Annotated in this window: 21 protein-coding genes; 11 read left to right on the top strand and 10 right to left on the bottom strand. The window is 62.1% G+C overall.

The window, feature by feature from the left end:
- Positions 1–80 precede the first annotated feature (80 nt).
- Both ACQ4WL_RS17780 and ACQ4WL_RS17775 read right to left on the bottom strand, forming a co-directional pair.
- A complete protein-coding gene (locus ACQ4WL_RS17780; protein WP_436510934.1) occupies positions 81–1,295 on the bottom strand; it encodes an MFS transporter in 1,215 nt (404 codons plus the stop codon).
- Between the two features lie 307 nt (positions 1,296–1,602).
- A complete protein-coding gene (locus ACQ4WL_RS17775) occupies positions 1,603–2,790 on the bottom strand; it encodes an extracellular catalytic domain type 1 short-chain-length polyhydroxyalkanoate depolymerase (RefSeq protein WP_436510933.1) in 1,188 nt (395 codons plus the stop codon).
- 238 nt (positions 2,791–3,028) lie between these two features.
- Between ACQ4WL_RS17775 and ACQ4WL_RS17770 the strand changes: the two genes are divergently transcribed.
- Complete coding sequence (locus tag ACQ4WL_RS17770) at positions 3,029–3,601, top strand: PRC-barrel domain-containing protein (RefSeq protein ID WP_436510932.1); 573 nt, start codon at positions 3,029–3,031, stop codon at positions 3,599–3,601.
- Between the two features lie 196 nt (positions 3,602–3,797).
- Here the strand turns inward: ACQ4WL_RS17770 and hrpA are convergent, their stop codons facing one another.
- Positions 3,798–8,015 carry an ATP-dependent RNA helicase HrpA gene (gene hrpA / locus ACQ4WL_RS17765; protein WP_436510931.1) on the bottom strand — a complete coding sequence of 1,406 codons (4,218 nt, stop codon included), beginning with the start codon at positions 8,013–8,015 and terminating at the stop codon, positions 3,798–3,800.
- Between the two features lie 56 nt (positions 8,016–8,071).
- On the opposite strand from hrpA, the gene argA reads away from it, so the two are divergent.
- A complete protein-coding gene (gene argA / locus ACQ4WL_RS17760; protein ID WP_046685875.1) occupies positions 8,072–9,382 on the top strand; it encodes an amino-acid N-acetyltransferase in 1,311 nt (436 codons plus the stop codon).
- A gap of 45 nt (positions 9,383–9,427) precedes the next feature.
- Here the strand turns inward: argA and kdsA are convergent, their stop codons facing one another.
- A complete protein-coding gene (gene kdsA / locus ACQ4WL_RS17755; protein WP_071075913.1) occupies positions 9,428–10,273 on the bottom strand; it encodes a 3-deoxy-8-phosphooctulonate synthase in 846 nt (281 codons plus the stop codon).
- Positions 10,274–10,492: 219 nt separating this feature from the next.
- Between kdsA and ACQ4WL_RS17750 the strand changes: the two genes are divergently transcribed.
- Both ACQ4WL_RS17750 and ACQ4WL_RS17745 read left to right on the top strand, forming a co-directional pair.
- The gene (locus ACQ4WL_RS17750; protein ID WP_034750797.1) at positions 10,493–10,765 is read left to right on the top strand and encodes an oxidative damage protection protein; all 273 of its coding nucleotides are present in this window, start codon (positions 10,493–10,495) and stop codon (positions 10,763–10,765) included.
- Positions 10,766–10,887: 122 nt separating this feature from the next.
- The gene (locus tag ACQ4WL_RS17745) at positions 10,888–11,457 is read left to right on the top strand and encodes a DUF6622 family protein (RefSeq protein ID WP_436511116.1); all 570 of its coding nucleotides are present in this window, start codon (positions 10,888–10,890) and stop codon (positions 11,455–11,457) included.
- Between the two features lie 36 nt (positions 11,458–11,493).
- On the opposite strand, the gene rpiA is transcribed toward ACQ4WL_RS17745, so the two are convergent.
- Complete coding sequence (rpiA, locus tag ACQ4WL_RS17740; RefSeq protein WP_436510930.1) at positions 11,494–12,171, bottom strand: ribose-5-phosphate isomerase RpiA; 678 nt, start codon at positions 12,169–12,171, stop codon at positions 11,494–11,496.
- 206 nt (positions 12,172–12,377) lie between these two features.
- On the opposite strand from rpiA, the gene ACQ4WL_RS17735 reads away from it, so the two are divergent.
- From ACQ4WL_RS17735 to ACQ4WL_RS17725, 3 genes are read left to right on the top strand one after another with little or no spacing between them, the layout of a single operon-like run.
- Positions 12,378–12,746 (top strand): response regulator, encoded by a 369-nt coding sequence (locus ACQ4WL_RS17735; RefSeq protein WP_436510929.1) that lies wholly within the window; start codon positions 12,378–12,380, stop codon positions 12,744–12,746.
- A 2-nt stretch (positions 12,747–12,748) separates the two neighbouring features.
- Positions 12,749–13,375 carry a chemotaxis protein CheC gene (locus tag ACQ4WL_RS17730; RefSeq protein ID WP_436510928.1) on the top strand — a complete coding sequence of 209 codons (627 nt, stop codon included), beginning with the start codon at positions 12,749–12,751 and terminating at the stop codon, positions 13,373–13,375.
- Between the two features lie 5 nt (positions 13,376–13,380).
- A complete protein-coding gene (locus ACQ4WL_RS17725) occupies positions 13,381–14,352 on the top strand; it encodes a diguanylate cyclase (protein WP_436510927.1) in 972 nt (323 codons plus the stop codon).
- 327 nt (positions 14,353–14,679) lie between these two features.
- Here ACQ4WL_RS17725 and ACQ4WL_RS17720 read toward each other — a convergent pair whose 3' ends face one another.
- From ACQ4WL_RS17720 to edd, 3 genes are all read right to left on the bottom strand, one after another.
- Positions 14,680–15,192, bottom strand: coding sequence for a Rhs element Vgr protein (locus ACQ4WL_RS17720; RefSeq protein ID WP_436510926.1), 513 nt, complete (start codon positions 15,190–15,192; stop codon positions 14,680–14,682).
- Positions 15,193–15,255: 63 nt separating this feature from the next.
- Positions 15,256–15,885 (bottom strand): bifunctional 4-hydroxy-2-oxoglutarate aldolase/2-dehydro-3-deoxy-phosphogluconate aldolase, encoded by a 630-nt coding sequence (eda, locus tag ACQ4WL_RS17715; protein WP_010400696.1) that lies wholly within the window; start codon positions 15,883–15,885, stop codon positions 15,256–15,258.
- A gap of 3 nt (positions 15,886–15,888) precedes the next feature.
- Positions 15,889–17,802, bottom strand: coding sequence for a phosphogluconate dehydratase (gene edd / locus ACQ4WL_RS17710; protein ID WP_436510925.1), 1,914 nt, complete (start codon positions 17,800–17,802; stop codon positions 15,889–15,891).
- Between the two features lie 336 nt (positions 17,803–18,138).
- Here edd and pgi point away from each other — a divergent pair, with 336 nt between their 5' ends.
- On the top strand, positions 18,139–19,803 hold the full coding sequence (pgi, locus tag ACQ4WL_RS17705; protein WP_436510924.1) for a glucose-6-phosphate isomerase: 1,665 nt from the start codon (positions 18,139–18,141) through the stop codon (positions 19,801–19,803).
- A gap of 14 nt (positions 19,804–19,817) precedes the next feature.
- Entirely contained in the window at positions 19,818–20,714 is an 897-nt protein-coding gene (locus ACQ4WL_RS17700; protein WP_436510923.1) for an SMP-30/gluconolactonase/LRE family protein, read from the top strand.
- A gap of 171 nt (positions 20,715–20,885) precedes the next feature.
- Here the strand turns inward: ACQ4WL_RS17700 and ACQ4WL_RS17695 are convergent, their stop codons facing one another.
- A complete protein-coding gene (locus ACQ4WL_RS17695; RefSeq protein ID WP_436510922.1) occupies positions 20,886–21,839 on the bottom strand; it encodes a chemotaxis protein in 954 nt (317 codons plus the stop codon).
- A 550-nt stretch (positions 21,840–22,389) separates the two neighbouring features.
- Here ACQ4WL_RS17695 and zwf point away from each other — a divergent pair.
- Positions 22,390–23,862 carry a glucose-6-phosphate dehydrogenase gene (zwf, locus tag ACQ4WL_RS17690; RefSeq protein ID WP_436510921.1) on the top strand — a complete coding sequence of 491 codons (1,473 nt, stop codon included), beginning with the start codon at positions 22,390–22,392 and terminating at the stop codon, positions 23,860–23,862.
- Positions 23,863–23,949: 87 nt separating this feature from the next.
- Positions 23,950–24,804 (top strand): SIS domain-containing protein, encoded by an 855-nt coding sequence (locus ACQ4WL_RS17685; RefSeq protein ID WP_034750862.1) that lies wholly within the window; start codon positions 23,950–23,952, stop codon positions 24,802–24,804.
- 141 nt (positions 24,805–24,945) lie between these two features.
- Here the strand turns inward: ACQ4WL_RS17685 and ACQ4WL_RS17680 are convergent.
- The coding region (locus ACQ4WL_RS17680) for a DUF3304 domain-containing protein (protein WP_436510920.1) at positions 24,946–25,246 on the bottom strand (301 nt) is incomplete at its 5' end.

Genomic DNA, 25,246 nt, shown 5'->3' with positions numbered 1-25,246 from the left:
CGCACCATTTTCCGCAGGAGAGTGTCAATAAACGTCGCAGGAGGTAAAACAAGGTCGGGAACATGCGCAGCGTTGCGCCATCAGTGCCGGGCCAGCAGCACCTCGTTTTCCCGGCGCCCCGCCATGCCCCGTGTAAACAGCAGCAGGCAGGCGGCGATGACCACGATGACGGGGATATTGAGCAGCGCATACGTTTCCAGCACATAGCCGAAGCGCTGGCACAGCACGTTGTACAGCTGCAGCCAGGCAGACAAATAAATGCAATACAACAAGCTCATGGCGGCCGTCGTCAGTGTCATCGATTCCCTGCTGGCCGTAATCGCGCTGCGGATCAGGGCGCCGTTGAACAGGCCGAAGCCGATGGAATAGACAAACATGCAGGCGGCAAACACGTCGACATGGTGGCGGCCCGCGCCAGCGCCCAGCATGCCGGCGGCCGCGATCAGCCCACCCAGGCGCAGCAGATGCGCGAGCGGGAAATCCTGGCGCAGGCGCTGGATGGCGATGCTGCTGAACACAAAACCGGACAAAATCACGCATTGCAGCGCAATATAGGTAGCGTAAGAGGCGCCCATCTCCTGCAGCACGAAGAGGGGCGAAAAGCCGATCCAGGCCGTCAGGGGCACGGTGGCCAGCCCGGCCGTAAACATGCCGAACATGAAGCGCCCGTTGCTGAAAATGGCGACATAGCTGCGCACGATGGCGCGGCCATCCAGGCGCGGCTGTGTCGGCGCCGCGCGCGGCATGGTCTTGAACAGGCCCAGCAAGGACAGCAGCGCCAGCAGGCCGGAAAGGAAAAACACGTAGCGCCAGTCCAGCCGGCTGATGATGGCGCTGCCGAGGATGGGGCCGGCCAGGGGCGCGAGGATGGTGGTGCTCGACAGAATGCTGCTCAACTTGACGGCCGCCATGTCATCGAACAGTTCATGGATCATGGCATAGCCGACGAAGATGAAGCAGCAGCCCATGCCCTGGAGGAAGCGCGCGGCGAGAAATTGCTCAATGGAAGTGGCAAACGGCACCGCCAAGGTGGCCAGCAAGAACAAGGTATTGCCGGTCAGCACCAGCTTGCGCTTGCCGATGGTGTCGGCCAGGGGCCCCAGGAAAATCTGCAGCGAGCTGCCGCCCAGCAGATACAGGCTGAGGGACAGGGGGACGAATTTTGCCTCCGCCTGGAACTCGCCGACGATGCCCAGCATGGCCGGCATGATCATGTCGTTCGACAGATAGATATTCAGTTCAAAGACGAGGAAAAACGCAAAAAACCACAGCAACTGCCTGGACTTGATGGACATGGTGCGTTCCGTAACGTGGGTGGCTGCCGTCAGTGCCTGCCGGTCGTCGGGGCATGGGACGGCGGACACGGATTACACTGAAAACGTGTACCAATTGTATACCAATTAGTATTTTCAGCACCTGTTTTGTTATTTTTAAATACCGCAGCAATACCACTTAAGCAAAACCCATGCTGCTGTGGCATTTAAAATCTGCGCTGAAAAGGGCGTGGCCAGCGTGCCGGCGCGCGGCAGCGGCCCTGCGGAGGAAGGGAAGAACGATGCGTACCAGTGCCTGCGTGCCGTTGCGGCGCGCAGGCACGCTGGCTTACCGGCGGTAATGGCTGGCGAAGAAATCGAGCAGCATCTTGCTGGCGTCGGGCTTGGCCTTGTCATTGAAAGGCAGGCTGGCATCGCCGCCGCTCCAGGCGTGCTCGAGGTGCTCGACCTGGGCCACGCGCAGCAGCACATCCTTGCCCACCTGATAATCGTGCAGCGCATACGCATGGGCCGGATTGCGCCCGCCCGCCGCACCGCCAGGCAGGCGCTGCGCCGTCACAACGGTGTCGGCTGGCAGGCGGTTGACGCGCACGCTCTGGCGCACCAGCTGCGTCTGGTTAATGGGCCGCACCACCTTGTCGGCCAGCCCTTGCAGCAGGATGGTGGGCAGGCGGGGAAACGCGGGCTGGCGCGCCAGCACTTCATCGATGGCCGCCTCGGCACGGGCGGCAGCGCCATGCTGCATCACGCCCAGCGCGCCGATCAGGTTATGCCCGGCGCCAAACACGGGCCCGGAATGCAGGCCCAGCGCGGCAAACAGATGGGGATGGTTCAGGGCCACGATATGCGCCATGCCGGCACCGGCAGAAATGCCGCAGATATAAATGCGCGCGCGGTCAATCGCATAGCGGGCCGCCACCTGCTCGATGGCGCCGACGATCAGGCGCACGTCGCCGCCGCCCTCCTGCGTCAGCTTGTCGTACCACTTCCAGCAACGGCGCGCATGCGAGCGCAACGACTGCTGCGGATACAGCACGGCATAGCCCTTGCGTTCTGCAAGGCGGTTCATGCGCGTGCCTTCGGCAAACTGCGTGGCGCTCTGCTCGCAGCCATGCAGCATCACCAGCAGTGGCCGGCCCCGGCTGCGCATGGCGGCGCTCGGCGCCTTCTCGGGTAAGTACAGGAAATACGGCAGGCGCCGGCCCGGCAACTGCCCCAGTTCCGGCAGGGGCGCATAGTGGGCGGCCAGCCACTTGCCCGGCGGGGGCGCCGTTCGCTTGCGCACGCGCGGGGGCGACAGGGGCGTGGCAAAGGGTGCCAGGGCGGGCACGGCGTTGCTGGCGGGCCTGGCGCGCGGCTTGGGACTCGCCTTCGTGGTCTTGGCCGCCGCCTTGCGGACCCTGGGCTTGGCTGGCACGGGCCCGAACAGCACCTTGGCCAGTTTGGTCGCCGTGCGCTGCTGCGCCTTACCGGCGCGCAATAGCCCGCGCAGCCATTTGGTGGCGGGCTTCACCATGGCAAGCGGCACGCGTGTCGTTGTGGAGCGTACCGCAAGTTCATCCCTCTGCATCGTTGCATCGTCAGCATGTGCGGCCTCCTCCGTAGAACGCATAGAGTACCGCAATTGGCGGACAACACCGTACGTTTGCACACCGATAAAAGTGCCGCAGACACCATTGAGGCAGATCAAGCGCGACCTTGTGCGCATGCGTAGTCTGGGGATTCGATCAGCACTTCACAGAGGAGAGAACACCATGAGCTATCTGGACCGCGACATCCTGGGCATGTACCGCAACCACGACGGCCCGGGGCCGGCCCTGATGGGGGCCGACACCCTGCTCGGCGACGATGTCTACAATCACAGCGACGAGGAACTGGGCGACATCAAGGAAATCATGCTCGACATGCGCTCCGGTCAGATCGCCTATGCCGTGCTGTCCTTCGGCGGCATCCTGGGCATGGGCGACAAGCTGTTTGCCGTCCCTTGGGAGCGCCTGACCCTGGACCCCGTCAACAAGCGCTTTTTGCTCAACGTGGAAAAAAACCAGCTGAAAGACGCACCCGGCTTCGACAAGAACAACTGGCCCGACATGGGCAGCGATGCGTGGAACCAGCAGATGGAAGCGTTCTATGGCAGCGCCACGCGCCACGGCAGCGGCGCCATGGCGGCGGGCCGCATGCCATCCGGCAGCGACCTGCGTGGGGGCGCCAGTCTGCAATCAGGCAGCGACAGCAGCATGTCCGGCACCTCCATGAGCGGCAGCCGCGCCGGCACGGGCGGCAGCCAGGGCGGCTCGCGCTCCCCGCTCAGCGATGATGAGAGGTAGAACCTGGGTCGGGTAGGTCGGGTAGGTCGGATTAGCGGCGCAGCCGCGTAATCCGACACCACCAGCGGCATGATTAACACCGCCAAACCGCCAAACCGTTAACCCGGCTGACACCACTAACACCGCACCACCGTCGCGCCACCGTCGCGCCAACGATGGCGTCGGATTACGCGTGGCTTCGCCTCGCTAATCCGACCTACCGCTGCATCGATTCCCATACCTTTTGCAACCGTTTCGCCGACACCGGCATCGGCGTCCTCAACTCCTGCGCAAACAGCGACACGCGCAGCTCTTCCAGCATCCAGCGGAACTCGACCAGTTTCGGGTCGGTGTTCTTGCCCGCTTGGCGGTCCTTGCTCTGGCGCAGGTAGGGTGCCGCCGCCGATTGCCATTCGGCCATCAACTTGGTGTCGCGCGCGGGGTCGGCGCGCAGCTTTTCCAGGCGCACGTTGATCGCCTTCAAATAACGGGGGAAGTGCGCCAGCTGCGTGTACTCGCTTTCCGTCAGGAAGCGCTTGTGCACGAGTCCCTGCAGCTGCGACTGGATATCGGCCGCAGCCGCTGCAGGAATATTCTGCAGGCGCTTGGGCAAGCCGTGGAATTCCGTCAGCACTTGCGACAGCAGCCGGGCGATTTCATTCACCAGTAACACCAGGCGCGACTTGCCTTCCGTCTGGCGCTTGGCGAATGAGGCGGCGTCCAGCGGCAGCGGATCTTGCAAGCAAGCAATATCGAGCGCCTTGTTGATGATTTGCTCGCGCAGCTCTTCCTGCGAACCGAGGGCCATGAATTGCATGCCCATCTGCTGTAAACCAGGGATGCTTTTCTCGACGTACTTGATCTGCTCTTTCATTTGCAGCGCGAACAAACGGCGCAAACCGACCTTGTGCGTGCGGGAGGCCACGGTCGGGTCGTCAAACACTTCCAGGTCGCAATGCGTGCCCTTGTCGACCAGCGCGGGGAAACCGATCAGTGTCAGCTTGCCCTGCACGATTTCGAGTAATTCCGGCAATTCGCCAAAGGTCCAGGCCGTCAAACCCATGTGTTGCGAGACGGTGGCATTTGCCGGTGCCGGCGCGGCAGGGGCGGACGCGCCCTTGCCTGCTGCAACTGTAGCACTCTGCGCCTGCAGCCGCGACGCCACTTGCGCGCCCGCCACCTTGGCACCGGGCGTGCCCGTGCCGGAGACGCCCGACACTTCAGCCAGCTTCTGGAAACTCTGGCGCGCCTGGCCGCCGAATTCCGCCTGCAGGGTGGCCAGGTTGCGGCCCATGTCCAGCTGGCGGCCATGCTCGTCGATCACCTTGAAATTCATGAAGTGATGGGCAGGCAGGGTTTCCGGCTTGAAGTCCGTCGTCAGCACATTGATCGTGATTTGCGTGCGGATGTCTGCGATGATGGCGTCGATCAGGTCACCGCGACCAAACACGCCCGCCTCATGCACACGCTCGCAGAACTTGGCCGCGTAATCGGGCAGCGGCACGCAGTGGCGGCGCAGCTTTTGCGGCAAGGATTTCAGCAGCAGATGCACTTTTTCCTTCAGCATGCCCGGCACCAGCCATTCGCAGCGCTCGCGCGGCAACTGGTTCAGCGCATACAGCGGCACGCTCAACGTCACGCCATCGCGCACGCTGCCCGGCTCGAAGTGGTACGTGAGACCCATTTCCAGGCCCGTCACGGACATGGTTTTCGGGAACAGGTCGGTGGTCACGCCGGCCGCCTCGTGGCGCATCAGCTCTTCGCGGTTCAAATACAGCAACTTCGGGTTCTCGCGCGAGACGTCCTTGTGCCATTTTTCGAAACCGGCGCCATTGCACACGTCCGCCGGCAGCAGCTTGTCGTAGAAGGCGGCGATCAGTTCATCGTCGACCAGCACGTCCAGGCGGCGCGATTTGTGTTCGAGGTTTTCGATATCCTTGATCAGCTTGTGGTTGTGCGCAAAGAATGGCGCGCGCGTGTCGAAGTCGCCGCCGACGAGGGCGTCGCGGATGAAGATTTCGCGCGCTTCCGGCAAGTTGAAATTGCCATAGTTGATGCGGCGCTGGCTGTACACCACCAGGCCATATAAAGTCGCGCGTTCCGAGGCCGTCACTTGCGCCGAGCGTTTTTCCCAGCGCGGCTCGCCCCACGATTTTTTCAGCAAATGTTCGCCGACTTTTTCCAGCCACTCGGGCTGGATCTGCGCCACGCAGCGCGCATACAAACGCGTCGTGTCGACCAGTTCGGCCGCCATGATCCACTTGCCCGGCTTTTTCAGCAGCGAGGAACCGGGCCAGATATGGAACTTGATGCCGCGTGCGCCCAGGTAGCCGGCACCCGGCTCGTCCTCGCCCTTGAAACCGATATTGCCCAGCAAGCCAGTCAGCAAGGCCATGTGCAGATTGTCGTAAGTAGCCGGTGCCTCATTCAGGCGCCAGCCCTGCTCCTTGACGATGGTCAGCAGCTGCGAATGCACGTCGCGCCATTCGCGCAGGCGCATCTGCGACAAGAAATTCGTGCGGCAATTGTCCTGCAACTGGCGGTTGGTTTTCTTGTGCTCGATGGCGGACTCGAACCAGCGCCAGATTTTCAGGTAGCTGAGGAATTCCGACTTTTCATCGGCAAACTTCTTGTGCGCTTCGTCGGCCGCCTGCTGGTGTTCCATCGGGCGGTCGCGCGGATCTTGCACGGACAGGGCCGAGGCGACGATCAGCACTTCCGTCAGGCAGGCGTTATCGAGCGCGGCCAGGATCATGCGGCCTACGCGCGGGTCGAGCGGCAGCTTGGCCAGCTTGTTGCCCAGCGGCGTGAGTTGGTTGACCTCGTCGACGGCGCCCAGTTCCTGCAGCAATTGATAACCGTCGGCCACCGCGCGCGCCAGCGGCGGCTCGATGAAGGGGAAGGTTTCCACGTCCGTCAGGTGCAAGGATTTCATGCGCAGAATGACGGCCGCCAGCGAAGAGCGCAGGATTTCCGGCTCGGTGAACTTTGGCCGCAGCAAATAATCCTGCTCTTCGTACAAACGGATGCACACGCCATCGGCCACGCGGCCGCAGCGCCCGGCGCGCTGGTTGGCGGCCGACTGGGCGATCGGCTCGACCTGCAGCTGCTCGACCTTGTTGCGGTAACTGTAGCGTTTCACGCGCGCCAGGCCCGCGTCGACCACGTAGCGGATGCCGGGCACGGTCAGCGAGGTTTCCGCCACGTTGGTGGCCAGCACGATGCGGCGCGCATTGCTGGTCTTGAAGACGCGTTCCTGCTCTTCGGCGGACAAACGGGCGAACAGGGGCAGGATTTCCACGTGCGGCGGATGGTGCTTGCGCAGCGCTTCGGCGCAGTCGCGGATTTCGCGCTCGCCCGGCAAGAACACCAGCACATCGCCCGAGCCGATGCGGCACAGCTCTTCCACGCCATCGACGACGGCATCCATCAGGTCACGCTTTTCGCGCGCGGCGGCAGTCCTCTGTCCCGGTTTGTCGGCGCTGTTGCTACCCGCGCCCGAACCTGGCATGGCGACCTGCTCGCGCTCCACGGGACGATAACGCACTTCCACCTGGTACAGGCGGCCCGACACTTCGATCACGGGCGCGGGTTTCTCCGGCGTGCCGAAATGGCGCGAAAAGCGTTCCGCATCGATGGTGGCCGAGGTGATGATGATTTTCAGATCAGGCCGGCGCGGCAGCAGCTGTTTCAGATAACCGAGCAGGAAATCGATGTTCAGGCTGCGTTCATGTGCTTCATCGATGATGATGGTGTCGTAATTTTTCAACAACGGGTCGGTCTGCGTCTCGGCCAGCAAGATACCGTCCGTCATCAGCTTGACGGAGGCGCCACGGCTCAGGGTGTCGGTAAAGCGCACCTTGAAGCCCACGGTTTCGCCCAGCGGCGTACCGAGTTCCTGCGCGATGCGCTTGGCCGTCGAGGAAGCGGCGATGCGGCGCGGCTGCGTATGGCCGATCATGCCCTTCTGGCCACGTCCCAGTTCCAGGCAAATCTTCGGCAACTGCGTCGTCTTGCCGGAACCCGTCTCGCCCGAGACGATGATCACCTGGTTTTCCATCAGGGCCTTGGCGATTTCGGCGCGCCGGCCCGAGACGGGCAAGTCTTCCGGATACGTAATCGGTGGCAGCGGATTGCGGAAGGCCTTTTCCGCCTCGCGCGCGGCGCGCGCTGCGTCTCGGCTCTCGCGACTCTCGCGCTCTGCGCGGCTGGCCTGCTCATTGCGCGGCGCCTGCCCCTCGCGCGGCGGGCGCGGGGCGCGCTGCTGCTGTTGCTGTTTCTGCTGTTCCGTGCGCGGCGGCTGCTGCCTTTGCTGGCTCACGGGCGGGCGCTGGCGGCCCTGCGCAGGCGCGGCGGCAGGCGTGGCAATATCCGCGCTGGCGGGCACATTTGCAACGGTGGAAGGAGGGGAAGACTTATTGCTGGCTGAAGACATTGTTTTTTACAGGTATTTTAAGCGCGCACATCGCGCAGCGAATTATAATGCGCTTAATGGAAAACCCTACCCAATTCGTCCAATGGCTGCGCTCCGTCGCGCCCTACATCCACGCCTTTCGCGGCAAGACCTTCGTGGTCGCCTTCCCCGGTGAACTCGTCAGCGCCGGGGCGCTGCAGGTGCTGGCCCATGATTTGTCCCTGCTGCATGCGCTGGACATCAACGTCACCGTCGTCTACGGCTCACGGCCGCAGGTGGCGGAACAACTGGCCTTGCGCAACGTCGAAGGCCGCTTCCACAACGGCGTGCGCATCACGGACATCGCCGCGCTGGAATGCGCGAAGGAAGCTGCCGGCGAGCTGCGCCTCGATATCGAGGCCGCGTTCAGCCAGGGCTTGCCGAACACGCCCATGTCGCATGCGGCCATCCGTATCATTTCCGGCAACTTCATCACGGCGCGCCCGCTGGGCGTGATCGATGGCGTGGACCTGGAACTGACGGGCATCACGCGCAAGGTCGACGCCGAAACCATCCATTCCATCCTCGGTTCGGACGGCCTGGTGCTGCTCTCGCCGCTGGGTTTCTCGCCGACCGGCGAGGCCTTCAATCTGACCATGGAAGACGTCGCATGCAGCGCCGCCATCGCCCTGCACGCGGACAAACTGATTTTCATCACGGAAACGCCGATGATGGAAGACGCCACGGGCGTGGAAATCCGTGAACTGTCGTCGCACCAGGCCGAAGCCGTGCTGATGGCGGGCTTCTTGCCCGACGCCACGGCGTTCTACCTGAAACATTGCGTCAAGGCATGCCACAACGGTGTCGAGCGCTCGCACATCGTGCCCTTCTCGATGGACGGTTCGGCCCTGCTGGAATTGTTCACCCATGATGGCGTGGGCACCATGATCAGCCACGAAAACCTGGAAAGCCTGCGCCAGGCCACCATCGAAGACGTGGGCGGTATCATCAAACTGATCGAACCGCTGGAAGCGGACGGCACTTTGGTGAAGCGGGGCCGCGAGCTGATCGAACGCGAGATCGATTATTTCTCCGTCATCGAGCATGATGGCGTGATCTTCGGCTGCGCCGCCCTGTACCCGTTCCCCGCGCAAAAAATGGCGGAAATGGCATGCTTGACGGTCAACCCGGAAGTGCAAGCCCAGGGCGACGGCGAGCGCATCCTGAAACACATGGAAAACCGCGCGCGCGCCGCCGGCCTGAACAAACTGTTCGTGCTGACCACGCGCACCTCGCACTGGTTCAAGAAACGCGGCTTCGTGCCGGCCACCGTCGACGATTTGCCGAAGGACCGCCAGCATATGTATAACTGGCAACGTAAATCCCAGGTGCTCATCAAGACACTGTAAAAAATGAAAAATCCCGGCATGCCGGGATTTTTTACATTGAGATCATTATTTGATATTCAATGGCGCAAACGATTTGACCAGGTCGTCCAGCGCCTTCAATTGCGCCAGGAACGGTTCCAGCTGGTCCAGCGGCAAAGCGCTGGGGCCGTCGCAACGGGCGTTGTCGGGGTCAGGATGGGCTTCCAGGAACAAGCCGGCGATGCCGACCGCCAGGCCGGCGCGGGCCAGGTCCGCCACTTGCTGGCGGCGGCCACCCGAGGCGGCGCCACCGGGATCGCGCTGCTGCAGCGCATGCGTGACATCGAAGATGATCGGCAAGTCGTCGCACGTCTTTTTCATGACACCAAAGCCCAGCATGTCGACCACCAGGTTGTCGTAGCCCAGGCACGTGCCGCGGTCGCACAGGATCAATTGATCGTTGCCCGCTTCCTTGAATTTTTCGACGATATTGGCCATCTGGCCAGGGCTCAAAAATTGCGGCTTCTTGATGTTGATGACTTTACCCGTTTTCGCCAGGGCCACGACGAGGTCCGTCTGGCGCGCCAGGAAGGCGGGCAATTGCAGCACGTCGACCACTTCGGCCACCTGCTGCGCCTGCCATGGCTCATGCACATCGGTAATCACCGGCACGCCGAACGCCGCCTTGACATCCTGGAAGATGCGCATGCCTTCTTCCAGGCCCGGGCCGCGGTAAGAATGGATCGACGAGCGGTTGGCCTTGTCGAAGCTGGCCTTGAACACATAGGGAATGCCCAGTTTTTGCGTGACGCGCACATATTCTTCGCAAGCGCGCATGGCGAGATCGCGCGATTCGAGCACGTTGATGCCGCCAAACAGCACGAAACTGCCGGTATTGCTGACGTCGATGCCATGGACTTTCACTGAGGTCATAGGGATTCCATATTGGTTAATTATTACTACTTGCTTGGAAGAGGCGCCGCCAGCGGCTGGCGCGATAAGGCATCTTACTAGCTGGGGCGGCGCAGATCAAATTTGATCCAGCACAAGGGCACGGCAAACGGCGTGTCGCCAGGCTGCGACGGCCCCGCGAGGGCAGGCGCAAAGTGCCTTATAATCACGCTTTATCTCTACACTGATTCAGGAGCACTGATGGCCCGCACGATCCACTGCATCAAACTCAACAAGGAAGCCGAAGGACTGGATTTCCCACCGTACCCGGGCGAACTGGGCAAGAAGATTTACGAATCGGTGTCGAAAGAAGCGTGGGCCGCCTGGCTCAAGCACCAGACCATGCTGGTCAATGAAAACCGCCTGAACCTGGCCGACGCACGCGCCCGCAAATACCTGGCCACGCAAATGGAAAAACATTTCTTCGGCGATGGCGCCGATGCGGCCATGGGCTACGTTCCACCAACGGAATAAGTTTTATCGCTTGCCCGTGACCACGTCACGGGCAGTTTTACCTTCGTTTCACGCCCTGCCCCGCCGTTTCACGGTACCTCCTCCCCGTTTCGTCGCACACTGCTCGCCGCCCACGCCGCCGGCTGGCACAGTACGTCCATCGACAACCTCACACCAAGGCGGACACCATGTTGCAGCAAATCTTCAGCCACACTCCCCTCTACGTCTGGGCCATCCTGGCCTTCCTTGTGTACCGCGGCGTGCTGGCCAGCCGCGCGCGTGAAGTGACCTTGCGCAAGCTGTGCATCATTCCCCTGGTCATGCTGGCCCTGTCCCTGAGCGGCATGTACGGCAGTTTCGGCTTGGCCGGCATCGCGCCATTCGCCTGGGCCGCTGGCGCCCTGGCCGGTGCGGCGCTGGCCTGGACGCTGAGCGATGCGCGCAAGATAACCGCCATTCCCGAGCGGGCCAGCGTGCAGCGTCCCGGCAGCTGGGTGCCGTTGATCCTGATGATGAGTATTTTTTGCATGAAATATGCGGTCGCCGTGACCCTGTCCATCGCCCCGGCGACTGCCCATGTGCCCAGCTTCAGCGTGCCGGTCTGCCTCGCCTATGGTTGCTTCAGCGGCATCTTCCTCGGTGGCCTGCTGCGCACCGTGGCCGTGTACCGCCAGGCGCACATGACAAGCGGCCCGCAAGGGGCCGCCGTGTAAGACAGGTGCGGACGCCGGCGAATGCCGGCTATCACCTTAGTAGGCCAGGGTACGCACGCCTTCCGGCATGCCCAGCAGGCAAACATTGGCGCCGCGCACAGCGAACAGGCCGACGGCGATGACGCCGACGATCTGGTTGATCTGCTGTTCCAGCGCCACCGGATCGGCGATCTGCAAGCCCAGCACGTCGATGATTTCGCCACCATTGTCGGTAATGAAGGCTTCCGTGCTGCCAGCCTTCAGGCGCAAGCGGGGCGTGCCGCCCAGCGCGGCCAGCTGGCGCGATACGGCGGCGCGGGCCATCGGCACCACTTCCACCGGCAGCGGGAAAGCGCCCAACGTGCCCACCAGCTTGGAGCCATCGGCGATGCAAACGAATTGTTTCGCTACGGAAGCAACGATCTTTTCACGCGTCAATGCTGCACCGCCGCCCTTGATCATGGCGCCGCTGGCCGTGATTTCATCGGCGCCGTCGATGTAGACGGCGATCGACTCGACGTCGTTCAAGTCGAAGACGGCAATGCCATGGCCTGCCAGGCGCGCGGACGTCGCTTCGGACGATGCGACCGTGCCTTTGATGCGGTCCTTGATCTTGGCCAGTTCATCGATGAAAAAATTGGCGGTGGAACCGGTGCCGACACCGATGATTTCACCATCGACTACGTAATCAATGGCGGCACGGGCTACAGCTTGCTTCAATTCGTCTTGGGTCATGAGATTCAGGCTAAAGTGGGGAATGGCGCTATTTTAACGGATTGCCAGCCCGGCCAGCCGGCCATGATGACCGCCCATTCGATTTGATACAACAGGCAAATGGAGAAACCTTGCCCCAAGGCAATTCGCCACCCAATTACTCTCTATGCCCTTTAAAATATGCGAAAATGGAACAATAGCCCGATATGACGTTTCAGGAATAGCACATGAATCACAGTAAACAGGTACTTGTTGTCGATGACAGCCGGGTTTCACGTTTGATGTCGCATCAGTTCATCCTCAGCAAACATGCCGACTGGCAAGTGATTGAGGCGGCGACGGGTGAAGAAGCCCTGGAAAAAGTCAAGACAGTCAACCCTGTCCTGATATTACTGGATGTCAACATGCCCGGCATGGGCGGCGTGGCGGCAGCGGAACAATTGCGTGTGCTGTGTCCGCAAACGCACATCATTCTTGTCACGGCGAATGTACAAAACGCCATCCGCAACCGCGCCAGCGAGATGAAAGTCGGCTTCATGGAAAAACCCATCACGGAAACCCGCATCCATCAGCTGATCGAATCGCTGGGACTGTGAGCATGATCAATCTCTCCGAACTCGAAAACGATGCCCTGGTAGAGATATTCAACATCGGGGTGGGCCACGCCGCCGCCGCGATGAGCGAAATCGTCAATGAAGAAGTGACCATGTCGGTGCCGTCGATCACGTTCCTGAACCGTGCCGACGCGGCCGCCCTGCTGGGCAGCAAGAAGGATGGCGAACGCATCTGCGGCGTCAGCCAGCACTACGATGGCGCCTTCGCCACCGAAGCCATCCTGATGTTCCCGGAAGACAAGAGCCTGGAAATCGTGCGCCTGATGGTGGGCGACGCCATGCCGCTGCAGGAACTGACGGAGATGGAACAGGAGGCGATGAGCGAAATCGGCAACATCATCCTCAACTCCTGCGTGGGCACGCTGGCCAACCTGTTCGACAGCGAACTGCATGGCTCGCTGCCCCTGTACCACGTGGGCACCAGCGCGGAAATCCTGTCCTCGTTCGGCGGCCACGATGACGAGGCCGTCGTGCTGATGCTGCATATCGACTTCGTGCTGTCCAAGCACCAGATCCATGGTTATGTCGCCTTCGTGCTCGACCTGTCCGCCTTGCACGACCTGAAACAGCAGGTCAGCCACTATCTGGCCAAGGTCCTGGGACAGGCGTGACGATCATGCCGGATGCCTTACACCGACTCGCCCTGCTCGAAAGCATCCTCGGTGCCGTCAACCTGGGCGCCATCGTGCTCGATGAGCAGCACCGCATCGTGCTGTGGAACCACTGGATGGCGCGCCACTCGGCGTACCAGGGCGACGCCGTGCTGGGCCAGGACTTCTTCGCCGTCTATCCGGAACTGCGCCACAAGCGCATCGATTCGGCCATCACCCAGGCCCTGCGCGACAATTTCCAGTCGCTGCTGTCGCAAACGCTGCACAAGGCGCCGTTTGCCCTATACACGCATGGCGCGGCCGCTGGCGCGGTGGAAGGCCTGGAACGCATGCAGCAGGCTATCGCCGTCACGCCGATCAATCTGCCCGGTTCGCCGCGCCACTGCCTGATACAGATCAATGATGTCACCATCGCCGTGGGCCGCGAAAAGCTGCTGCGCGAACAAACCATGGTCTTGCGCTCGCAAACCTTTTCCGACGGCTTGACGGGCATCGCCAACCGCCGCCACTTCGACGTGGCGATCGAGAAAGAAATGCGGCGCGCCATGCGTACGGGCAGCCCCCTGTCGCTGCTGATGATCGACATTGACCATTTCAAGGATTACAACGACCATTACGGCCACCAGCAGGGCGACGACTGCCTGATACGCGTGGCAGCCGAACTGGCCGCCATGCTGCAGCGCCCCACCGACCTGCTGGCGCGCTATGGCGGCGAGGAATTTGCCGCCATCCTGCCCGACACGGACGCGGCGCAGGCGCTGCGCATGGCCGAGGCGATCCGCCTGCGGGCGGCCGAACTGCGCATTGCGCATGCCAAGACGGGCAATGACGTCAAGCACATCACGGTCAGCATCGGCATCGCCACGCAGCACCAGCAACAGCCGCTGGCCATCTCCGCCCTGATTGGCGCCGCCGACCGCGCCCTGTACCTGGCCAAGGGCGCCGGGCGCAACCGGGTGATGGTACAGCCGCTGTAAAAAAGCAACGCAGGGAAAAGGATGTATGCGCTGCCCGTCCTGGGCCTTAGCAGGGTGTTCAATGTCTGCACCACCAACCTAATCCTGTGGAACAAGAGCAACGACGCCACCTGGCCGCCGGCATCGACAGTCTGCAGGCACGCATGGCCGAACTGCTGCAGAACGAAAAAATCCACGTCACGGTGGCAGGCGATACCCTGATCCTGCCGGGCATGCTCAGCGATGCCGTCAAGGCCGACCGGGCCCTGCCGGCGGCCAACGCCTATGTGCGGCGCAGCGCGCGCCGGACGTACACCTGGCCTCGAACACGACACCGTGACGGCGGCATCAGCGCGGCAGCAAGCGGCGGTCGGCAGGGTCGAGCAGGAAGCCCTGCAATATCTCTTGCAGTTGCGGCAGCTTGGCCACATAGGCGGGAATACCCAGCTGGCACGCGCCGAAGTAGTGGGCGATGATGTCGCCCTGCTGTTCCATGTTGAAGTCGGACAGGATGCCGCCGGCCTGCGCGTCGTAGCGGTAGGCGCGTTGCCGGATGTAGCCGCCGCACAGCGCCAGCAGCACGCCATGCAGCAGCACGCTGTAGCCGAGCTGGTACTGCCACACGTGCACCATCTCGTGGATGAAGAACAGCTTGCCGCTGTTGCCTTCGCGGGAAAAGTCGTCGCGGTACTGGGCCGGCATGAAGTACAGGCTGCCGTGCGGCGTCATGGCCGTGTTCTGATCCTGCAAGCCAAACGGTAGAAAGGAGCCGCGCACGACGCGCACGCGCGCGTAGTCGATGGCGCCCTGAAAGACGCTGCGGGCCATGGCGGTTTCGCCGATGGTGAGGGGGCGGCGCAAGACGCGCATGAGCAGTAAGTGAAAAAAGCGCGGCCGGCGGGAAGCCTGCCGCGCGAGTACCGCTTACGCTGAACGCAGGCCGCTGGCCGCCTTGGCGATTTCCGTGATGCGGTCCCAGTTGCCGGCCGCGATCGCGTCCTTCGGCGTCAGCCACGAACCGCCCACACAGGCGACGTTCTTGCACGCGAGGAACTGCGACGCCGTCTCTTGCGAGATGCCGCCCGTCGGGCAGAAGGTGATGTCCGGCAGCGGGCCGTAAATCGCGTTGAGCATGCCGATGCCGCCCGCCGGCACGGCCGGGAACAGTTTCAGCTGCTGGAAGCCGTTTTCGCGCGCCGCCATCACTTCGCCTGGCGTCATCACGCCTGGCAGCAACGGCAAGCCGCTGCTTTTCGCCGCCGCCACCAGGGCCGACGTCAGGCCAGGCGACACGCCAAACACGGCGCCCGCATCGCGCGCCTGGACGAATTCCTCGGGCCGGGTCAAGGTACCGACGCCGACGATGGCGCCCGGCACGGCCGACATGGCGCGGATCGCTTCCAGGCCATGCTTGGTGCGCAGGGTCACTTCCAGCACGCGGATGCCGCCCGCCACCAGCGCGCGCGCCAGCGGTACGGCATGTTCAGGATCGTCGATCGCAATCACGGGGATCACGCTCGATGTGCGCATAATTTCCAGTAGTGTCATGGTCATCTCTTATTTCCTAGCCAAAAAGTCTTCATCGGAACCCGGTACGGTATCACCGACATTGTCGGCGTCGTGCAAGGCGACGGTGGTGGGAATCGGCGACGGCAGGCCGAAGGTGGTGGCACCCTCTTCCGCCGCGCTGACGGTGGAACGGAACATGGAAAACAGCTCGCGGCCCATGCCGACGTGGTTCGGCGACAGGTCGGCCGTAACCAGCGAACGGGCATGCCAGACGTCGGCCGGCACCAGCGCTTCGAGCACGCCGGTGAAGGCGTCGAGGCGGATGATGTCGCCATCGCGCACCAGGCCCAGGGGGCCGCCGGCGAGGATTTCTGGCGATACGTGGATGGCGGCCGGCACCTTGCCCGACGCGCCCGACATGCGGCCATCGGTAACCAGCGCCACGTGGCGGCCCGCATCCTGCAGGTTGGCCAGCGCCGGCGTCAGCGCATGCAGTTCCGGCATGCCGTTGGCGCGCGGACCCTGGAAGCGCAGCACGGCGACGAAGTCGCGGTCCAGCGTGCCAGCCTTGTAGGCGGTCATGAACTCTTCCTGCGAATTGAACACCAGCGCAGGCGCTTCCACCGTGCGGTGCTGCGGCTTGACGGCCGAGACCTTCATCACGGCGCGGCCCAGGTTACCCGCGACGAGGACCATGCCGCCGTCCGGCGCGAACGGGTTCGAGGCCGGGCGCAGCACGTTTTCATCGGCGCTGATAGCCGGTGCATCTTTCCAGAAGACCTTGCCGTCTTCGCCCAGGAACGGTTCCATGCAGTGCGCGCGCAAGCCGTGGCCCAGGATGGTGTTGACGTCCTCGTGCAGCAAACCCGCATCCAGCAGTTCGCGGATCAGGTAACCGGTGCCGCCGGCCGCGTGAAAATGGTTCACGTCGGCGTCGCCGTTCGGATAGATGCGCGTGAGCATTGGCACGATGGCCGACAGTTCATTGAAATCGTTCCAGTCGATGACGATGCCGGCCGCCTTGGCGATCGCCACCAGGTGCAAGGTGTGGTTGGTCGAACCGCCTGTGGCCAGCAAGCCCACGACGGCATTGACGATACATTTCTCGTCGACGATATGGCCAACTGGCAAGTAATTGGCGCTTTGCGCCGTGATGCCGGCGGCACGCTGGGCGGCGGCGGCGGTCAGCGCATCGCGCAGTGGCGTGTTCGGCGTGATGAAGGCGGCGCCCGGCAAGTGCAGGCCCATCACTTCCATCAGCATCTGGTTGCTGTTCGCTGTACCATAAAAAGTACAGGTACCGGCGCCATGGTAGGCTTTCGATTCGCCTTCGAGCAAGTCTTCGCGCGTCGCCTTGCCTTGCGCATACAGCTGGCGCACCTTGGCTTTTTCCTGGTTCGACAGGCCCGACGTCATCGGACCGGCCGGCACGAAGACGGCTGGCAAATGGCCGAAGTGCAGCGCGCCAATCAACAGGCCCGGCACGATCTTGTCGCACACGCCCAGGTACAGGGCCGCATCGAACATATTGTGCGACAGCGCCACGGCCGTCGACATGGCGATGGTGTCGCGCGAGAACAGCGACAATTCCATGCCCGGCTGGCCTTGCGTCACGCCATCGCACATCGCGGGCACGCCGCCGGCGAACTGGGCCACGGCGCCCACTTCGCGCACGGCTTGCTTGATGATCTGCGGGAAGCCGTCGAAGGGCTGGTGCGCCGACAGCATGTCGTTGTACGAGGAAACGATGGCCACGGAAGGCTTCTTGTATTCTTTCAGCGACAGCTTGTCGTTGGCGGGAAAGGCGGCAAAGCCGTGCGCCAGGTTGGTGCACGACAGGGCGCCGCGCTGCACGCCCTGGATGCGCGCCGCATCCAGATGCGCCAGGTAGGCGCCGCGCGATGGCCGGCTGCGCGCGATGATGCGCGCTGTTACGGATTCGACTACTGGATGCAGCGCCATATGGATTTCCTTAAAAATGAGTATTTCGTGAAATTTTACTACAAAATGGTCGCGCAGAAGCACTCTTGCAGTGGCCAGTGACAGAAATATTCCATTTTTCCACGACCTTTCAAGGCAAAACAACAATGTGCCACATCCAATCGTCTTGCTTGCCTATCTATTGCAGCACGGATAAAAACGCTAAAAAAAACGCTGAAAATCCTATGCGCCTGCACAAACTGTAGTGAAATTACGTTTTTCTGATGTATTATTCTCATACCAACGCCGGACCCGCTGTTCGCCACCACGAACGCGCCGCGCTCCTTTCAACCGAGACAAGCACCCAAGCCGACCGCCATGCGCCTGCCAGTACCTACTCCTGCCATCACCGCCACCGCCAGTTTCCAGTCCCTGCAAGCGCATAGCGCCAGCCTGCGCGAAGTGCATCTGCGCCAGCTGTTCGCTCTTGACCCCGCGCGTTTTTCCAGCATGACAGTCGATGCGGCAGGACTGCTGCTCGATTACTCGAAAAACCGCGTCGACGCCACCGCCATGGCCCTGCTGATGGACCTGGCCCGCGAGCGCGGCGTGGAAGCGCAGCGCGAAGCGATGTTTACGGGCGAGAAAATCAATCTTACCGAACATCGGGCCGTTCTGCATACCGCCTTGCGCGCGCCACGCGGCACCAAGCTGGTGGTCGATGGCCAGGATATCGATGCCGACGTGCAAGATGTGCTGCAGCGCGTGAAGGCATTTACGGACAAGGTACGCAATGGCAGCTGGCTCGGCCACACGGGCAAGCCGATTTGCGACATCGTCAACATCGGCATCGGCGGCTCGGACCTGGGCCCGAAAATGGCCTGCCTGGCGCTGCGGTCCTACGCCAACCCGGGCCTGGAAATACACTTTGTGTCCAACGTCGACGGCCACGACATGGAAGCGACCCTGTCCAAAGTCGATCCGGAAACCACGCTCTTCATCGTGGCCTCGAAAACCTTCGTCACGGCGGAAACCATGCTCAACGCCAACACGGCGCGCGCCTGGTTCCTGCTCGAAGGCGAAGAAAAGGATCTGGCCCAACATTTTGTGGCCGTCTCGACCAACACGCAAGCCATCGTCGACTTCGGCATTTCGCCAGACAACATGTTCCCGTTCTGGGACTGGGTCGGCGGCCGCTATTCCGTCTGGTCCTCGATCGGCCTGGCCGTGGCGCTATCGGTCGGCTTTGAATACTTCAGCGATTTCCTCGCCGGCGCACATGCGATGGACCAGCACTTCCGCCAGGCACCGCTGGAGCAGAACATGCCCGTGGTGCTGGCCATGGTGGGCTTCTGGAACCGTCAGTTCCTCGACTGCGGTTCCGTTTCCATCGCGCCCTACCACCAGGACCTGAGCCGCTTTGCCGCCTATTTGCAACAGCTGGACATGGAAAGCAACGGCAAGCGCGTCACCAAGGATGGCGTGCTCGTCGACGTGCCGACCGGCCCCGTCATCTGGGGCGATTGCGGCACGAATGCGCAGCACGCGTATTTCCAGCTGCTGCACCAGGGCACCGACATCACGCCCATCGATTTCATCGCCGCCCTGCGCGCCACGCACGATTTGCCTGGCCACCACGACGCCCTGCTGGCGAACTGCTTCGCCCAGTCGGAAGCCTTCATGACGGGCAAGACGGGCGAGGAAGTGCGCATGGACCTGCAGGCGCAAGGCTTGCCGGAGAACGAGATCGAAGCGCTGGTGCCGCACAAGACCTTCCCCGGCAACCGCCCCAGCAACACCATTTTGATGGACCAGCTGACCCCGACCACCCTGGGCGCCCTGATCGCGCTGTACGAGCACAAGACCTTCGTGCAAGGCGTCTTGTGGAACGTCAACAGTTTTGATCAATGGGGCGTGGAACTGGGCAAGGTGCTGGCGAAGAAAATCCAGGCCGAACTGACGGGCGAAGCCCGTCCCGACCACCACGACAGCTCCACCAATGGCTTGATTGCCCTGGCGAAGGCAGCCAAGGCGGCGTACTAACTGAATTGAGGTTTATGAATATTTACGAAATCAAAGTAGTCAGCGACAAGCCCATGCAAGTGGGCGAATGCCCGCTGTGGCATGGCAAGGAAGCGGCCCTGTACTGGGTCGATATCGATGGCTGTGCCGTGCACCGTTTGCACCCGGCCAGCGGCAAGCATGAGCAGTGGAGCATGCCGACGGAGCCGTCGGCGCTGGCCATCAACGCCGGTGGCGGTCTGATCGTGGCCTTGCGCAGCGGCTTTGCCCACCTCGACACCAAGACGGGTAGCCTGGCGGAAATCGCCCCGGCGCCGTTCGACATGGCCACCACACGTTTTAACGATGGCAAGGTCGATCCAGCCGGCCGCTTCTGGGTCGGCACGATTTTCGAGCCGCGCAGCGCCGATGCGGCGGAAATGTTCGTGCTGGAAAAGGGACAAGTGCGCAAGGTCTGGTCCGGCGGCATGACGGTGTCGAACGGCCTGGGATTCAGCCCGGACGGGCGCACCATGTACCACGCGGATACCACCACACACCGCATCGACCGCTACGATTTCGACGCGGCCACGGGTGCCATTTCCGCGCCACAACCATTCCAGCGCTTCTCCACCGATAAAAAAGCGGCGGACTACGGCGGACGCCCGGACGGAGCCGCCGTCGACAGCGAAGGTAATTACTGGTCGGCCATGTTTGAAGGCGGCAGGATTGTACGCTTCGCCCCCGATGGCCATGTGCTGGGCGAAATTACCGTGCCCGTGCGCTGCCCCACCATGCTGACCTTTGGCGGCCCCGACCTGCGCACCCTATACATCACCAGCGCCAGCCACAACCGGTCAAACGCCGAGATCGCCGAATACCCGTTGACGGGCCACGTGCTGTCCGTGCGCGTGGACGTGGCGGGCCAGCCGGAAACGCCGTACCAGGCGTAACACGGCCAGACATGAAAAAGCGCCGGCACCCGCGAGGGTCCGGCGCTTTTTTAACGCTCACGTAGGTCGGATTAGCGGGGCAAGGCCCCGCGTAATCCGACAACAGTATTGGCCATGGTGGCGTCGGATTACGCGGCGTACGCCGCTAATCCGACCTACAGTTGCTTCAGCTTACCGCGCCAGCACCTTGCGTATCGTCTCGGCCAGTTCGGCCGCCACAAACTTGGCCACATAACCATCGGCGCCCACGCCTTTGACGTGGTCTTCGTTGGTCGAGCCCGTCAGCGACGAGTGGATCACCACGGGGATGTTGGCGAAGCGGCCATCGTTCTTGATGTTGCGCGTCAGGGTGAAGCCATCCATTTCCGGCATTTCCAGGTCGGTCAGCACCAGCGCGACCTTGTCTTTCGCCGTCTTGCCTTCGGTGGCCGCCTGGGCCGAGATCGCCTGCAGGCGTTCCCACGCTTCCTTGCCCGTCTTGGTCATGATGAACGGCACGCCCATCGCTTCGAGGCCCTTTTCGATCAGCGAGCGGGCCAGCGAGGAATCGTCGGCCGCGAGGATCACGGCGCCGGCAGGCAGGCGCACTTGCGGGCCGATGCTGTTCTGGTCCACGTCGGGGTCGCCCGACGGCAGCACGTTGCGCAGGATTTGCTCCACGTCCAGCACTTGGGCCAGGCGCGTCTTGTCCGTGTCGCCATCGAGGCGCGCGATACTGGTGACGAGACCGCCACCGACGCTCGATTCGGCCGACAGGACCTGATTCCATTCCAGGCGCACGATTTCATCGACCTCTTCCACGGCGAACGCCTGGGTCGAGCGGGCAAATTCCGTCACCATCAAAATTTTCAAGCCGCTGCTCTTGCAGCCGACGGCCATCGGCAAGTCGATCACGGGCACGATCTGGCCGCGGATATTGACCACGCCCAGCATGTGGGGGTGCGAACCGGCCACCGCCGTGATGGCCGGCATTTCCATGATTTCACGGACTTTGAACACGTTGATGCCGAAGAGCTCGCGGCTGGTCGAGTGATCACTGGTGCCCAGCTTGAACAGGAACAATTCGAATTTGTTATTGCCTGTCAGGCTGGTGCGTTCATCGACATCTTGCTGCATTGAATTCATTGTGTCCCCTTGAGCCGTCTTGTAAAGTTAGGTCTGCCTACCCATGCTGCTGCGGGCAGTGCGGACTGCACGTCGCACGGACGTCGGATGGCGGGTTCGGGGCATGGCCGGCGCTAACGGTGCAGTGTAGTACAACCAATAGTTGCTATCGATTTCAACTTGGATTATACGGTTTTTTACTTTCTTCAAGGCTACTTTACGCTGCCAACGGCGATCCTGACAGCATTTCTTGATTTGCTTGTTGCTACAGCGCAAATGATGATGGAGAGAATCGAAAATTTCCCTGGCAACCATGGTTGCTTTGAAAAGTCCTGTGCAAAACGTGACGGCGTACCCGCGCCAACGAACGGCATATAATGGCCCTGCCAGCATGGCTGGCAAGCATACCGGGCAAAACTGCGACGCCAGGGAATGGAATGTAGTAAAATTTCTTGCAATTGCCTGTTCTACGTAGTAAATTTACACCACCGAATATAGTAACGACAGACTGGCACTTCCGGTCGGCCTCCTCCCCGCTCCGGCTCTTTTACTTTTGCGACGACACTCACTTATGGCACTTACCGATTTTGACCTGGTCCTGTTTGGCGGCAGCGGCGATTTAGCAATGCGCAAGTTGCTGCCTGCAATGTATGCGCGCGACGTCGCGAACGATTTGCCGCCGACGGCGCGCATCATCTGTGTGGGCCGCCAGGACAGCGGCCAGGATGCCTTCCTGAAGATGGTAGAGACCAACTCGCGCCCCCATATCAAGGCCAGCACCCTGAATGCCGCCACCTGGAGCAAATTCTGCGCGCGCATCGTGTATGTGTCGCTCAACGCCAGCGATGCGGCCACGTACGCGCCGCTGGTCGAAGCGCTGCGCGGCGATGCCGAGCTGACGCGCGTGTACTACCTGGCCACGCCGCCGCACTTGTTTGCCCTGATCTGCGACAACCTGGAAGACAACGGCCTGGTGACGCCGAATTCGCGCGTGGTGCTGGAAAAGCCGCTGGGCCGCGACCTGGCCAGCGCCAAGCAGATCAATGCCGAAGTGGGCAAGGTCTTCCAGGAATCGCAGATCTACCGTATCGACCATTACCTGGGCAAGGAAACCGTGCAGAACTTGCTGGCTCTGCGTTTCGGCAACATTCTGTTCGAGCCGCTGTGGCGCCGCGAATGGATTTCCGACGTGCAGATCACCATCGCCGAGAAGCTGGGCGTGGGCAACCGCATGGGTTACTACGACACCTCGGGCGCGCTGCGCGACATGCTGCAAAACCATCTGCTGCAACTGCTGTGCATCGTCGCCATGGAACCGCCGACCTCGATCGCGCCGGATGCCGTGCGCGATGAGAAACTGCAAGTGCTGCGCTCGCTGAAAAAATTCACGCCCACCACCTTGGCGCAAAACATCGTGCGCGGCCAATACCGCGCCGGCCACGTCGATGGCGTCACCGTGCCGAGCTATCGCGACGAACCGGACGCGCCCGAGCATTCGCGCACCGAGACCTTCGTCGCGTTGAAGGCGGAAATCGATACCTGGCGCTGGGCCGGCGTGCCGTTCTACCTGCGCACGGGCAAGCGCATGGCTGACAGCCTGGCCGAGATCGTCGTGCGCTTCAAGCAGATTCCGCACTCGATCTTCAACCAGCCCACGTCCAGCTTCCAGCCGAACTGCCTGGTGATCCGTTTGCAGCCGGACGAAGGCTTGCGCATGAATTTGATGGCGAAAACCCCGGGCGACGGCATGCGTTTGAAACCGGCGGAACTGGAACTCGATTTCCGCGAATCGTTCAAGACCCCGCGCATGGACGCCTACGAGCGCCTGCTGCTCGACGTCCTGCGCGGCCAACTGACCCTGTTCATGCGCGGCGACGAACTGGAAGCGGCCTGGGAATGGGTCGAACCGATTCTCGACAACTGGGAACAGAACGACAGCGCGCCGATTCCGTACACGGCCGGCACCTGGGGCCCTGCGGCCGCCAGTGCCCTGATCGGTCGCGATGGCTTGCAGTGGCGTGAAGAAGCATTACCTGAGGATTAACAGGCAAGACAAGGGCCTGCCCGCAGATGGGCAGGCCTTTTACCTGTTATCCCTACACTCCTGAACACCTACCAGAAGACTACCCTGATGCTGCTTGATTCCATCCGCACCCAGCTCGATTCGCTCTCCAAGTCGGAGAAGAAGGTCGCGCTGGCCGTGCTTGACCAGCCGAACCAGACGGTCAGCCAGAACATCACGGCGCTGGCGAAAAGCGCGCAGGTGTCGGAACCGACCGTGGTGCGCTTTTGCCGCACGCTGGGCTACGACGGCTGGCATGAATTCAAGCTGAAGCTGGCCCAGGGCCTGGCCCTGGCCATGCCGGGCGCGAACGAGCAGCCGGCGCAGGACGACCTGGCTGCCGACCTGGTGAATAAAATCTGCAGCCGTTCGATCAACACCCTGCTCGACCTGCGCAACAACCTGAACCCGGAAGCGATCCAGCGCGCGCTCGACATCCTGTCGCGCGCCAGCAAGATCGAATTCTATGGCCAGGGCACCTCCGGCATAGTGGCGGCCGACGCACAGCACAAGTTCTTCCGCTCGGGCGTGCCGACGGTGGCCTACAGCGATCCGAACATCCACAGCATCGCGGCAGCCCTGCTGCGCGGCGGCGACTGCCTGGTGGCCATCTCGCAGCGCGGCAACAGCCCCGCCCTCGTGCGCTCCGTGAAACTGGCGCGCCGCGGCGGCGCCGACGTCGTCGTGCTGGCCCCATCGGGCACGCCGCTGGCCGACCTGGCGACCGTGCTGATCCCGATCGACCTGGTCTTCAACACCGACCCCTACACCCCGATTTCCGCCCGCCTGGCCTACCTGGTGGTGATCGACGTGCTGGCCGTGGGCCTGGCCCTGCAACGGGGACCGGAGTTCCGCAAGAAGATGCAGAACGCGCAGAAAGCGCTGCAGGAATTCGACATGCAATTCGATTCCTTCATCGGCTGATCCCCCCATAGGCGCCAGCCTCGCTGGTGCCGCTCCTTATCCAAACGTCTCCATTGAACCAGGATGTCTCTTCCTTGATCTCACATGAGGAACCGATACACGCGCAGCCTTTGCAGCGAAAGATCAGCCCACCATCCGTGTCTAAGAATTGGGATCCTTTGGTTTCCCAGTGTGGCGTATCGGATGAGCAGTGCTATATCCGGGATAAATTGAAACCACAACCCGAACTTCGTCGTTTGGAAAAAAATGGATATAAATACTTCCTGTTTCATCGTATTTTTCCACTTCCACCATTTTTTCTTTGACAATATGCGTATGTTCTTCTGGCATATCCCACCGCACCCGAACCATCATTCCCGGATACCACACTCTCGGGATAGAGGTGCAACAGATTTCTGCTCCCCCCGCTCCCCATCTGGCCATATTGGCGCCTCCCGCCCCA

The sequence above is a fragment of the Janthinobacterium kochi genome, from assembly GCF_051380715.1.
GTDB lineage: Bacteria > Pseudomonadota > Gammaproteobacteria > Burkholderiales > Burkholderiaceae_D > Janthinobacterium.
Note: the sequence above shows the minus strand (reverse complement) of the source record. Positions and strands in the feature narration are given on the sequence as shown.